The organism is Anaerolineales bacterium, from assembly GCA_030583885.1.
In the GTDB taxonomy this organism is placed as follows: domain Bacteria; phylum Chloroflexota; class Anaerolineae; order Anaerolineales; family Villigracilaceae; genus Villigracilis.
This window is the reverse complement of sequence record CP129480.1, coordinates 796,784-809,740: the sequence shown is the minus strand read 5'-3', so window position 1 is coordinate 809,740 and position 12,957 is coordinate 796,784. Positions and strand designations below refer to the sequence as shown.

General features: G+C 54.3%; 13 protein-coding genes and 1 other RNA gene. 13 read left to right on the top strand and 1 reads right to left on the bottom strand.

Translation table 11 applies throughout. From position 1 onward, the window contains the following. Positions 1 to 53 precede the first annotated feature (53 nt). The 11 genes from ssrA (at position 54) to QY332_04105 (ending at position 10,878) form a co-directional block, all read left to right on the top strand. Positions 54 to 435: a transfer-messenger RNA gene (gene ssrA, locus QY332_04155) on the top strand. Positions 436 to 488: 53 nt separating this feature from the next. Further along, a complete protein-coding gene (locus QY332_04150; protein WKZ37117.1) occupies positions 489 to 725 on the top strand; it encodes a hypothetical protein in 237 nt (78 codons plus the stop codon). A 13-nt stretch (positions 726 to 738) separates the two neighbouring features. Then, entirely contained in the window at positions 739 to 1,485 is a 747-nt protein-coding gene (locus QY332_04145; GenBank protein WKZ37116.1) for a hypothetical protein, read from the top strand. Positions 1,486 to 1,614: 129 nt separating this feature from the next. Continuing rightward, on the top strand, positions 1,615 to 3,507 hold the full coding sequence (gene dnaK / locus QY332_04140) for a molecular chaperone DnaK (protein WKZ37115.1): 1,893 nt from the start codon (positions 1,615 to 1,617) through the stop codon (positions 3,505 to 3,507). A gap of 67 nt (positions 3,508 to 3,574) precedes the next feature. Beyond that, positions 3,575 to 4,924, top strand: coding sequence for a C39 family peptidase (locus QY332_04135; GenBank protein WKZ37114.1), 1,350 nt, complete (start codon positions 3,575 to 3,577; stop codon positions 4,922 to 4,924). A 72-nt stretch (positions 4,925 to 4,996) separates the two neighbouring features. Continuing rightward, positions 4,997 to 5,386 carry a four helix bundle protein gene (locus QY332_04130; protein ID WKZ37113.1) on the top strand — a complete coding sequence of 130 codons (390 nt, stop codon included), beginning with the start codon at positions 4,997 to 4,999 and terminating at the stop codon, positions 5,384 to 5,386. Between the two features lie 18 nt (positions 5,387 to 5,404). Continuing rightward, positions 5,405 to 6,634, top strand: coding sequence for an exonuclease SbcCD subunit D (locus QY332_04125; GenBank protein ID WKZ37112.1), 1,230 nt, complete (start codon positions 5,405 to 5,407; stop codon positions 6,632 to 6,634). 52 nt (positions 6,635 to 6,686) lie between these two features. Continuing rightward, entirely contained in the window at positions 6,687 to 7,976 is a 1,290-nt protein-coding gene (locus QY332_04120) for an MFS transporter (protein ID WKZ37111.1), read from the top strand. A 40-nt stretch (positions 7,977 to 8,016) separates the two neighbouring features. Next, the gene (locus QY332_04115; GenBank protein ID WKZ37110.1) at positions 8,017 to 9,138 is read left to right on the top strand and encodes a hypothetical protein; all 1,122 of its coding nucleotides are present in this window, start codon (positions 8,017 to 8,019) and stop codon (positions 9,136 to 9,138) included. 70 nt (positions 9,139 to 9,208) lie between these two features. After that, positions 9,209 to 10,066 carry a DegV family protein gene (locus tag QY332_04110; protein ID WKZ37109.1) on the top strand — a complete coding sequence of 286 codons (858 nt, stop codon included), beginning with the start codon at positions 9,209 to 9,211 and terminating at the stop codon, positions 10,064 to 10,066. A gap of 59 nt (positions 10,067 to 10,125) precedes the next feature. Next, positions 10,126 to 10,878 carry a YebC/PmpR family DNA-binding transcriptional regulator gene (locus QY332_04105; GenBank protein ID WKZ37108.1) on the top strand — a complete coding sequence of 251 codons (753 nt, stop codon included), beginning with the start codon at positions 10,126 to 10,128 and terminating at the stop codon, positions 10,876 to 10,878. Positions 10,879 to 10,903: 25 nt separating this feature from the next. On the opposite strand, the gene QY332_04100 is transcribed toward QY332_04105, so the two are convergent. Further along, positions 10,904 to 11,721, bottom strand: a protein-coding gene (locus tag QY332_04100) for an IS5 family transposase (protein WKZ37107.1) whose coding sequence is annotated in 2 segments (ribosomal slippage) — positions 10,904 to 11,340 and positions 11,340 to 11,721 — 819 coding nt in all. Because the reading frame shifts where the segments join, the coding sequence is not laid out codon by codon here. A 104-nt stretch (positions 11,722 to 11,825) separates the two neighbouring features. On the opposite strand from QY332_04100, the gene ruvC reads away from it, so the two are divergent. Together ruvC and ruvA are read left to right on the top strand one after the other, a co-directional pair. After that, positions 11,826 to 12,308, top strand: coding sequence for a crossover junction endodeoxyribonuclease RuvC (gene ruvC, locus QY332_04095; protein ID WKZ37106.1), 483 nt, complete (start codon positions 11,826 to 11,828; stop codon positions 12,306 to 12,308). A 59-nt stretch (positions 12,309 to 12,367) separates the two neighbouring features. Further along, the gene (gene ruvA / locus QY332_04090) at positions 12,368 to 12,943 is read left to right on the top strand and encodes a Holliday junction branch migration protein RuvA (protein ID WKZ37105.1); all 576 of its coding nucleotides are present in this window, start codon (positions 12,368 to 12,370) and stop codon (positions 12,941 to 12,943) included. The last annotated feature ends 14 nt before the right edge of the window (positions 12,944 to 12,957 follow it).

Here is a 12,957-nt window from a genome sequence, read left to right as displayed (position 1 = left end):
TAATGAATAAGCAACGGGACGTTTCTCGTCATCTGGGAAAGTTCCCAAGCCTTGGGGATGACAGGCTTCGACGGGAGAGGCTGGTTCCGGAATGCGAGCCGAGCGCGCACCGACCTCGATAAATCAGTGCAAACAATCAAGTGCCAACAACCGCACTTACGCTGCCATGCCCCTCGCCGCCTAAGGTGAGAGCTAACAGTTCAGCCTCCTAGGAGGCTGCGTCCGCCGTCCTCGTCCTCTACCCGGTGACGGACCGGGCGAGACAATGATAGAGTGCCGCGCGTGATTCTGCTAAGCGCGCGAAAGACCAGCAGATGGTCACAGGCTTACCAGCCCGCCGGGGTGTCTGTGATGACGAATAGCGGCAGGCTACGCTCGTAGATTTCCGAGGGTCGAATCTTTCGGACGCGGGTTCAATTCCCGCCATCTCCACCTTGCCCATTGCCCAGTCATTATGCTGGGCAATGAGTGTTTATATGAAGGCTCACATGAAAAACACATTCTCCGACCTTAAACCCGCAGTGGTCCTTGGTTTTCTACCTGCGCTCCCATTCATTCTCCTTGAACTGGTCAATAGACGGGTGGCAATCCTCTGGCACATCCTTCCAGCCTGCCGGCCAGAATCGTTTTCCTGTTCCTCGTCCTTATCATGTGGCGGGGAATCATCGTTGATCAGATTGACCGCTCCCCCGGCGTTCTCCGCTGCGATTGACCCCGTCTTGTGATATAAAAGGCGGCATGAAAAAAGTTTTTTTTATTGGGTGCCTCCTGCTCCTGGGCTCGGCCTGCAATATGCCTGCAACTCCTGCGCCAACTGCCGAATCTGCCCCAGCGCAGACGGATTCCCCCACACCAACCCCTGCCTCGCCCAACCTGGATATCCCCACAAGTATTGCTGCCTCTCCCACGCCTGAACCGCCTCCATACTTCTTCACTGACGAATTTGATACAGGGTCACCCTATTGGGAATTCCTCCAAAGCGGGGGATTGAGTGAAGCCACCCTCCTTTTTGAGGATAACGCCCTCCGCATTGACATCTCAACTCCCGACACCTGGTCGATCGGCATCCACAATGCGCACAGCTACGCAAATGTCTTCATCCGCGCAAAAATATCCGCCAACCCAACGGGCTCGGCTGGCTTGATCTGCCGCTATGATGAATCGAAAGGCTGGTTTGAATACAATGTCGCAAGTGACGGGACATACAGCGCGCTCCATGGTCAATGGCTGGCGCCGGGCATTGCAAAATATGTTCCCATCATCACGGACAGAAGCGGACATTTAAATGCCGGCAGTTTGAATTACGAAATTGGACTTTCCTGCCAGGATAACTTCATCTTCCTTTATGTGAACGATGCCCTCATCCGCAGGTTGGAGGTCACCAACTATGGGCTGACAGAGGGAAATATCGGCATCACGGTATCTTCCTTCAAGGAAACGCCGATGACGGCATCCCTGGCATGGGTAACCGTTAACGAGAAGTGACATCATGTTTTGAGCCGTCCCGGGTACGGGACGGTTTTTTTGATTAAAAACCTACGCGCCGTTAACAGGATTCTTGCATATTTCGTTTAAGATTCAGGTATTGAAAACCATGAGTAAGGAGTTCTAAAAATGGGCAAAATCATAGGCATTGACCTCGGCACGACCAACAGCGTTGTCTCCGTCATCGAAGGCGGCACACCGACCGTCATCACGACGGCGGAAGGCGGGCGGCTTTGCCCGTCCGTTGTGGCGTTCAACAAGAACGGTGAACGCATGGTGGGGCAGACCGCAAAACGCCAGGCTGTTGTGAATGCAGATAACACCATCTATTCCATCAAAAGATTTATCGGGCGCCACTTTGACGAGACCAGTGTGGAACGCGGCATGGTTCCCTATCAGGTCGTGCAGGGACCGGCGGGCGATGTGCGCGTCAAAGTACCCGTGACCGGAAAGGAATATTCCCCGCAGGAGATCAGCGCAATGATACTGGGGAAGCTGAAGTCCGATGCAGAAGCGTATTTGGGCGAAGCGGTCACGCAGGCGGTCATCACCGTACCGGCCTATTTCAACGACAGCCAGCGTCAGGCGACCAAGGATGCGGGCAAGATCGCCGGACTGGAAGTGCTGCGCATCATCAACGAGCCGACGGCCTCCGCCCTGGCATATGGACTGGATAAAAAGAAGAATGAAACCATCCTCGTCTTCGACCTCGGTGGCGGCACGTTCGACGTGTCCATCCTTGAAGTGGGCGAGGGCGTGATCGAAGTGAAGTCCACACACGGCGATACCCACCTCGGCGGCGACGACTGGGACCAGAAGATCACCAACTGGGCGGCGGACGAATTCAAAAAGGATCAGGGCATCGACCTGCGGGCAGACAAACAGGCGCTGCAGCGGTTGCGCGAAGCCGCAGAGAAGGCAAAGATCGAGCTTTCCACCGTGATGGAAACCGAGATCAACCTGCCATACATCACCGCCGATGCCAGCGGACCGAAGCACCTGCAGTTAAAACTCAGCCGCTCAAAATTCGAACAGATGACCGAGGACCTGCTCCAGCGCTGCCGCACTCCGTTTGAGTCTGCATTGAAGGATGCGGGCATGACAGCCGACAAACTTGATGAAGTTGTTTTAGTCGGCGGTTCATCGCGCATGCCGATGGTGCAGGAACTTGTCCGCAAACTGACAGACGGCAAGGAACCGAACAAGGGCGTGAATCCCGATGAAGTCGTTGCCATTGGCGCGGCAATTCAGGGCGGCGTGCTTGGCGGCGATGTGAAGGACATCCTCCTGCTCGACGTCACCCCGCTCTCGCTCGGCGTGGAAACGATGGGCAGTGTCATGACGGTGATGATCGAACGGAATACCACCATCCCCGTCCGCAAGACCGAGACCTATTCCACCGCCGCGGATAATCAAACCGCAGTCGATATCCATGTCCTGCAGGGCGAGCGCCCGATGGCAAATGACAACATGAGCCTTGGACGCTTCCGCCTCGATGGAATTCCACCGGCGCCGCGCGGCATCCCGCAGGTGGAGGTTACCTTCGACATTGACGCGAACGGCATTTTGAACGTAGCCGCAAAAGACAAGGCGACCGGCAAGGAACAAAAGGTGACCATCACCGCCTCTACCAACCTGAACAAGAACGACATCGAACGCATGGTGCAGGAGGCCCGCCAGAATGAAGCCGCAGACAAGAAACGCCGTGAAATGATCGACGTGAAAAACACCGCGGACAATCTCGTCTACCAGACCGAGAAGGCCCTGCGTGACCTCGGCGACAAGGTTCCGTCCGTGGAACGCGGTGAGATCGAGACCAAGATCAACGACCTCAAATCCGCCGCGCAGGGCGACGACCTTGCCCGCATCCAGCAGGCATCCGAAGCGGTTCAGCAGGCGTTCCACGCGCTCAGCCAGCAGTTGTACGCGCAGGATCAGCCGCAGACGCAGCCCGAAGGCGGACCGTCCACATCACACGGCTCTGCCAGCGGCGACGTAATTGACGGCGAAGTGAAGGAATAAATAATAACCAGATTAGACCCTAAAGGTTCCAAAAACCTTTAGGGTCTTTTGTTTTATAATCCTTTTCATGAACAAACTCGGAAAGATAAACAAACGCTGGCTGATCCCGCTTGGGCTTTTGTTTGCCGTCGGCATCTACTACCTGCCGCCGGTGCACAGCCGCCTCACAACACGCGTGGATCTCCTGCGCACGCGCATTGTTTACTTCTTCAAGCCGCCGAGCGAAGCCGTCTTTCAACCCGGCGAACAGAATCCCTTTACCGTTGAAACCGCCGTTGGGACCGCCCGTGCCGAAATGCTTTTGACAATGACTCCCAAAGCGACATCCACGCCGCAGGCAGATCCCGCCTTCATACCGACGATCACCACCACGCCGATTCCTGATTCGGTTATGCTGCCGGGCGTCGTCTACGTTGACCAGCACAACCGCTGGAACTATTGCGGTCCCGCCAACCTCACCATGGCACTTAACTTCTGGGGTTGGAAGGGAGACCGCGATGATGTTGCAAAGGTGATCAAACCGGGCTCGCCGGACACAAAATTGAACTTCATCGAGCGCGGCCTGCCCGATAAGAACGTCATGCCGTATGAAATGGTCAACTTCGCCAATGAGCATACGGAATATCGTGCGTTGTATCGTCACGGCGGTGATATGGATCTGATCAAGCGCCTGATCGCCGCGGGCTTCCCTGTTGTGGCGGAAAAGGGATATTACGAACGCGATTACACCGGCAAGATCGACTGGCTTGGCCACTACCTGTTCACCACCGGTTACGATGATGCACAAAACGGATTCATCGTGCAGGACGCCTATCTCGAGCCCGGCCAGGATCTTTTGAGCGATTATGATGAATATCGGGACGGCTGGCGTTCTTTCAATTATCTCTTCATGGTCGTTTACCCCGCAGGTCGCGAAGCGGAGGTGTTGAACCTGCTTGGTCCCTGGGAGGATGAGGGCTGGGCGGCACAATATGCGCTCGAACTGGCCGAAAAAGAAATCCAATCCCTTCAGGGAAATGACCTGTTCTTTGCGTGGTTCAACAAGGGCACCAGCCATGTCGCCTTGAATCAATATGTAGACGCCGCGGCTGCGTATGATCAGGCATTCCGTGAATATGCCGGATGGGATACCACCAAGGGCAACCGTCCCTTCCGCATGATGTGGTATCAAACGGGACCCTATTTCGCCTACTATTATGCAGCCCGTTATCAGGATGTGATCAATCTTGCCAACACCACCCTGAACGACACCATCTCCACTCCCACCCTTGAAGAGTCCCTGCTTTGGCGCGGACGGGCATATTACATGATCGGCAACACCCCCGCCGCCATCGCGGATTATCGCGCCGCATTACAAGTCCACGCGAATTGGTTCCCCGCCGTGCAAGCGTTGCAGGAATTGGGAGTGCAGCCGTAGGATAGTTGGGTAGTTTTGTAGTTCATTGGTTTTGTAGTTGAAGGCAGAATGTAGTTCAAGGAGGACATTGAGATGGCAAAAATTGAGCGGTTTGAAGATTTGCAGAGTTGGCAGAAAGCGCGCCAACTTGCAAATTTGATCTATGATTTGACGGAGCATCAGAACTTTGCAAAGGATTTTCGCCTGCGAGGTCAAATACAAGATGCGGCTGGTTCGGTTATGCACAATATTGCTGAAGGATTTGATGCGGGAACCAATCCCGAATTTATCCGCTTTCTTAAGATGTCCAGACGCTCTGCAAGCGAAGTACAATCGGAACTATACTTGGCACTTGACCGAAACTATATCGATCAAAACGAACTCACCGAAGCATACAATCTGGCAACAGAAACAAAAAGACTGATCAATGGCATGATCGCTTACCTCCGTAAATCAAAACCACCCAAAGCCACTACCACCTAACTACTCAACTATCCAACTATGAGACTATTACACTTCGCCGACGCGCATATCGACATGGCAAACTACGGACGACATGACCCTGTTTCGGGTCTGCCTCTGCGTGTGCTGGATTTTCTCAAATCGCTGGATACCATCGTGGATACCGCCATCGGGCGCAAGGTGGATATGGTCATCTTTGCGGGCGATGCCTACAAAGACCGCTCCCCCGCGCCGACGTTCCAGCGCGAATGGGGCAAGCGCATCATGCGATTGTCTCAGGCGGAAATCCCCACCCTGCTGCTAGTTGGCAACCATGATATTTCTCCCGCCGTTGGGCGCGCGCATGCCTTGCAGGAGTTCAAGACCCTGCAAGTTCCGTATGTTAAAGTTTTGGATGCGCCCACTCTGCTGAAATCTGAAGACCTGTGGGATTTGCCGATCCAAGTCATCGCCATGCCGTGGATCGCGCGCTCGGGTTTGATGGCGCATCTCGAAATGAGCGCCGAAAAGCCCGATGAAATTTATTCGCATATCGAATCTCGAATATCGGACCTCATGGAAGATATGCTCTCACAAACCGATGACTCTCTGCCTGTCATCCTCACTGCACATGCCTCCATCGAAGGCGCGAAGTATGGCGGAGAACGGCTGGTCATGCTCGGCAACGATTTGGTTCTCTCAGGGAGTTTGGTGAAGAATCCGAAATTCAATTACGTCGCGATGGGGCACATCCACAAGCCGCAGGATGTGAACGAAGGCAGTCAGCCGCCCGTTGTTTACCCCGGCTCCATCGAGCGCGTGGATTTTGGCGAGGCGAAGGAAGAGCGCTTCTTCGTCATTGCGGATGTGGAAGCGGGGAAGGATACCAGCGTGGAGTGGATCCAACTCAAAGGCGTGAGAAAGTTCATAGATCGCCGAACAGTTTTAATGTCCAGCGAGAACGTGACCGAGGCTCTTAAAGAAGCATTACCCCAACCGAAGGAACTGTCCGGGGCGATCGTGCGGCTCGTGGTGGAATATCCAAGGGAATGGGATTCGCTCATTGATGAATCTGCGCTGAGGAAATATGCCGAGGATACGTTTGAACTTCATCTCGTCAAACGCCCGCAAAGCGAGGCGCGGGTGCGTATCCCCGAGGGACGGGCGGTGAGCAGTTTGAGTCCGCTGGAATTGCTGGAACAATATTTCGACTCGGCAAAAGTGACCAATGCGGATGAGTTGAAAAAACTTGCGCAGGAAATTATTTCGGACGACTCGCCTGATACTTGACACCTGACCCCTGACCCCTGATACTTGGGTATCCCATCTTCGCGAGGCTTCTATGTCTAAGGAACATTCACGTTATCGCTGGTTCGTGGTCGCTGTGTTCTTTTTCTTCATGCTCCTGCACCAGACCGACAAGTTGATGATCGGCTCGTTGCAGGTTCAGATCACCGATGAGTTTGAGATCAGCAACACACAATGGGGGCTGGTGAATTCAGGCGCATTGATCGTCGCCACCATCCTCTACCCGATCTGGGGATATTTATACGACCGCTACGCGCGTGCCAAATTGCTCTCACTGGCTTCGTTCATCTGGGGCGCGACGACGTGGTTGAATGCGCTTGCGAGAAATTTCGGCGTCTTTCTCGTAACCCGCGCCTCCACGGGCATTGACGACTCCTCCTATCCCGGTTTGTATACGCTGGTCGCGGATTATTTCGGTCCCAGCCTTCGTGGAAAGGTGTATGGTCTCCTGCAGCTCGCACAGCCCATCGGCTATCTGGTCGGCATGATCCTCGCCTTGATGATTGCGCCGATGATTGGCGGCTGGCGCTCGGTATTCTTCATCACCGGCGGGCTGGGACTGGTGCTTGCGCTGTTCATCTATTTCGGTGTCAAGGACATCCCGCGCGGAAAGGCCGAACCCGAATTCGAAGATATGCAAATGACTGAGATGCAGAACTTCAAATTCTCATGGGAGGAGGCGAAGCAGATCTTCAAAAAGCGCACCATGTGGTTCGTCTTTGCGCAGGGATTTGCGGGCGTCTTTCCGTGGAACGTCATCACGTATTTCTTCTTCGCCTATCTCGCACGCGAACGCGGCTACGACGAAGGCAGTATCCTCTTCACGATGGCGCCCGTCATCCTCATTCTCGCCAGCGGATATTTCGTCGGCGGCGCGCTCGGGGATGCCGCGTTCAAGCGTACACGCAAGGGACGCATCATCATCTCCAGTATCGGCGTCTTGATGGGTGCGGTTTTCATCACTCTCGCGCTCAACAGCCCCATCGAGGCGCGGAATCAATTCTTTATCTTCATGTGCCTGACGGCCATCTTCATGCCGCTTTCCTCCGCCAACGTGGTCGCCACCGTATACGACGTAACCGTCCCCGAAGTCCGCTCGACGGCGCAGGCCACGCAATACTTCATCGAGAACGCGGGCGCGGCATTTGCCCCCATCCTGACCGGTCTCATTGCCGATGCGATCGACCTGAAGACCGCCATCCTGCTCATCTGCGTGGTGGCATGGGGTTTGTGCTTCTTCTTTTATCTCGGTGCGCTCTTCACGATCGACAAGGACACAACCGACCTGCGGGGCAGAATGGCGGAGCGCGCCAAATCCATGTAATTCCCGTAGGGACACAGCGACGCTGTGTCCCTACATTTTTATGAACATCACCCGCATCGATCTCGCCAACAAATCCCATCTGCGGGATTTCCTTGCCCTGCCCTTCTCGATCTATCGGGATATTCCACAATGGGTGCCGCCCCTGCAAACCGACCAGCGCCTCCGCCTTAACCGAAAACGGTTCCCGTACTATAAACATTCCCAAGCTGAATTTTTTGTGGCGTACGAGGGGACTCGTCCCATCGGCAGGCTTGCCGTTCTGGACAATCGTCACTACAACAAATTCAACAACGAATCCACCGCCTTCTTTTACCTGTTCGAATGCGAAAACAACCTCGAAGCCGCGCATGGACTTTTCGAGGCCGGCTTTGCATGGGCACGTTCCCGCGGCTTGACCAAAATCACCGGCCCCAAGGGCTTCACTCCACTGGACGGTTTCGGACTGCTGGTCAAAGGCTTTGAGCATCGTCCCGCATTTGGGTTACCCTATAACCCCGCCCACTATGTGGATCTGATCGAAGCACAGGATTTTGTCGAAGCGGCCGAATCGGTTTCGGGGTATCTCGGAACGAACATTCAATTCCCACGCCGCATCCACGACCTGGCTGAAAGGATCGCCGGCCGCCGCGGGCTTAGGATCGCACGCTACAACAATCGTGCCGACTTGCGCGCCCTCGTTCCGCAACTAAAAAAGCTTTACAACGATTCCCTGCAGGGCACATCCGGCAACACCCCGTTGACCGATGAAGAAGTAAAAACGCTTGCAAATCAATTGCTCTGGTTTGCAAACCCAAAATTGATCAAAATCGTAATGAAGCAGGATGAACCCGTCGGCTTCCTGTTTGCCTACCCGGATATATCCGCCGCACTCCAAAAGACCCGCGGGCGGTTGTTTCCTGTAGGCTGGCTCGCGCTCCTGCACGAACTCAGGCACACAGACTGGCTCAATATCAACGGCGCAGGGCTGCTTCCTGAATATCGCGGTTCCGGCGGAATGGCAGTTTTGTATAGCGAAATATTTAAATCCATCCGCGAGTCGGGTCAATTCAAACATGCGGAAGTTGTGCAGATTGGCGTGGAAAATGATGCCATGCAAAGGGAACTGGAAAATTTCGGGGTTGACTTTTACAAGAAACATCGCACCTATCAGCGAGATTTGTAATACAAATTTGGGTTCGTTTGGCAGTTTTTTTTCCATCGCAAGACAGCTACAATAAAATTTGGAGGATACCATGACCATTATCGTAGCTGATACCACCTGCGGGCTTCCACGCGACCTGCTCGCCCGGCGGGGAATCCCGTTGATCCCGCAAGTTGTCATGTTTGGGGAGCAGGCATTCCATGATGACAAAGACCTCGATACAGCAACTTTTTTGCAAAAACTGAAAGCGGCAAAGGAATTGCCCAAAACCGCCGCGCCGGAGCCGCCCTTGTATTACCCAATTTTCGAGGAGGCGAAGAAAAAAGGGGGGAGCGTCATTGTGGTCGCCCCGACAGGCAGGGCCAGCGGCACCGTCCGCTCGGCGCAGACGGCCGCGCTGGAATTCCCGGGCGTGGATATCCGTGTGGTGGATACGCTCACGATCTCATGCAACCTCGGATCGCTCGTGTTGGTTGCGGATGATATGGCGAAGGCAGGCGGGTCCGCTGATGAGATCGTGGCAAAACTAAACGACATGATCCCGCGTGGTCGGATTTATTTCCTCGTGGATACACTCGAATATCTTGCCAAGGGCGGCCGCATTGGCGGAGCGAAGCGTCTGGTTGCTGAACTATTGGAGATCAAGCCCATTCTGCAGGTTAAGGATGGACAGGTCGAAGCCTTTGAGCAATTACGGACAAAGAAACGCGCGCTGGCGCGCCTTGCGGAGGTGACAGTGGAGCAATGCCAGGGCGGGGACGAAGCCCATTTGTGTGTGCTGCAGGTCGAAGCGGAGAACGAAGCGCAGTCCCTCGCTGCGGAATTGAAGTCGCGGGTTAATGTCGCAAACATTCCGATCTATGAACTGCCTCCCGCCATCGTCGTTCATGCGGGACCCGGGGCAATGGGAGTCGGTTTTTTTGTGCAGTCGGCGGGCGGGGTGGTATAATTTTTGCGCTCTTTGCATAATTCCCCACGAACGTGGTTATTAATTGAAGGAGAACGTGTATGTCCGGTCATTCCAAGTGGTCCACCATTAAGCGCAAGAAGGGCGCGGCAGATGCCAAGCGCGGCGCGATATTTACCCGTCTTGCGCGCGAGATTACCATCGCGGCGCGCGAAGGCGGCGACCCTGATGTCAATTTCCGCCTGCGGCTGGCCGTGGATAAAGCCCGCGCCGAGAACATGCCCAAGGACAATATCGAACGCGCCATCAAAAAAGGAACGGGCGAAGACAAGGAAGGGACGGTTTTCGAAGAGATCACCTTCGAAGGCTACGGCCCTCACGGCTCTGCCCTGATGGTGACCTGCGTGACAGATAATCGCAACCGCACGGTTCCGGACATGCGCCATGCATTTACCAAAACCGGCGGCAACATGGCCGAGCCCGGCGCAGTCGGCTGGCAGTTTGACCGCAAGGCGTATTTTTCCTTCCCGTCCGGCCAGTTGTCCTTCGACAAGGCGTTTGACCTGGGTGTGGTAGCGGGCGCTGACGACGTGGTGGACGGCGGCGATATCGTTGAAATCTACGCCCCCGTCGAATCCTTCAAGACCATCGCCGATGCGCTCCATCAGGTGCGTGTCCATCCCGATGAAGCAGGCCTGCGCATGGTTGCCAGGCAGGAGATCGAGCTCGATGTCGAATCAACGTTGAAGTTCATGAAGATGATCGAGACCATCGAAGAGCTGGATGACGTGCAGGATGTCTTTCACAACGTCAAAATCTCGGACGAAGCACTGGCTGCCCTCGAAATTTCTTGATTTTTCAATAGACCTCTTGCAAAAGTCAAATTGAGTTGAGTTCAAGGTTGTAAATAGCAGCAATCAGGTTGAAGCGCAAAGCAAATCTCTTTCTACGATTGCGATACCTCTCGCTCAAAATGCGAAACACTTTCAACTTACGGAATATATGCTCAATCACAATCCGTTTCCGTGCCAAGCTTCGATTGCTCTGTTTCTCTCGTTTCGTCAGAGCATGGTATTTGGATTTCTTGAAGGGTGTTTGACTGTTCTGATGAAACTCCATCAATCCTTGATAGCCCGCATCTGCCAGAATACGCAGATGTTCAGAGAACTCACAGGCATCGTCTTTGAACAGTTGGAAGTCGTGTTTGCTTCCATGACTAAAGGCGGTGGTTATGATTTGGGTACTTTTTCGATCAGCCATCACCTGCGCTTTTTGGGTGTGACGCTTCTTTTTGCCACTGTAATGCCGTTTTTGGCTTTTTTTGGACGTTCCACTGGCTGTTCGCTGACATCAACCAGCACTACCTCGAACACCGTGTCACTGGCTTGGAGTGCCTTTTTGCCAGGCAAACGAAACTTTTTTGAACGGACTAAGGCCTCCTCTACCTTGCGAATGGTGCGGCAAACGGTTGCTTCACTGACACCATAGGATTGCGCAATATGAAATTCTGTGCGATATTCTCGCCAGTACATCAAGGTCATCAACAACTGATCGGCTCGGCTCAGTTTTGGCGGTCTCCCGAAGTCTCGCAGCCCTTTCTCAATGACTGTGAGCATCTGCTCGAAGGTTTCGCGCTGGACGCCAGTTAGCCGTTTGAAGTCACTACCTTTGAGATGTGCGATTGTCTTATAGTTCATGTGCCTATTATGGCACACTTATGCAAGAGGTCTAATCACAAAGGACACAAAGTACACCAAGTAAAAACCTTTGTGCATTTCGTGTCCTTTGTGTTTAAACAGATATGACTCTTGCCCTCGGAATTGACCCCGGCACCGCCACCACAGGCTACGGACTCGTGCGCCTCCTGCCGGACGGGGAACTGGTCGCTGTTTCCTACGGCATTATCTCCACCCCAAAGGACGCCACCCCGCCCGCCCGGCTTGAGATGTTGTTCAATGACCTGACGAAGTTGTTGAAGAAATACAAACCCGAAACCGCGGCCGTGGAAAAACTGTTCTTTTCGAGAAACATCACGACCGCCCTCGCAGTGGGACAGGCGCGCGGTGTGGTCATGCTCTGCCTGCAAAAAGCGGGCATTGAGCCCTTCGAATACACGCCCAATGAAGTAAAACAAGCCGTGGCCGGCTACGGCTCCGCGGACAAGCGCCAGGTGCAGGAAATGGTGCGCGCGCTGCTGCAACTCGACAAGATCCCCAAACCTGACGATGCCGCCGATGCGCTGGCAATCGCCATCACGCATTTGAATACAGCGAGATATGATTAATCATGCAGGGGCGCAGCGTCGCTGCGCCCCTACATTTTATTTACGGTAAAATACAAACCATGATAGCAACCTTGCGCGGAGAAGTTTCCCAGATCGAAGAAAACGCCCTGATCGTCGAAGTCGGCGGGGTGGGACTGCGAGTCCTCGTCCCTGCGCCCCTGCGGGCGAATGCCCAGGCGGGGGAAATGATCTTTCTGTTCACCCATCTCGCAGTCCGCGAAGATGCGTTGACATTGTATGGATTTGAGTCCCAGGCAGATCGCGACCTCTTCAACATCCTGCTCGGCGTGGACGGCGTTGGTCCGAAAGTCGCGCTTTCCGTGCTATCCACCCTGACGCTGGAGACCATCCAGCGCGCCATCTTTGCGGGTGAAGAGGAATTATTAGGGAAAGTGCCCGGCGTGGGAAAGAAGACCGCGCAGAAAATGGCGCTGCATCTCAAAGATAAACTCAAGCCGACCGACGCGCTTGCCAAAGTTGCTGCAATGGCGGACTACGACAGCGAAGTCCTTGCCGCATTAACTTCACTTGGGTATTCAGTGGTCGAAGCGCAAGCCGCCATTCAATCCATCCCAAAGGATGCGCCGAAAGACGTGGAAGAGCGTTTACGCGTGGCGTTGCAGCATTTTCAGTAACCCATGAGCGGACA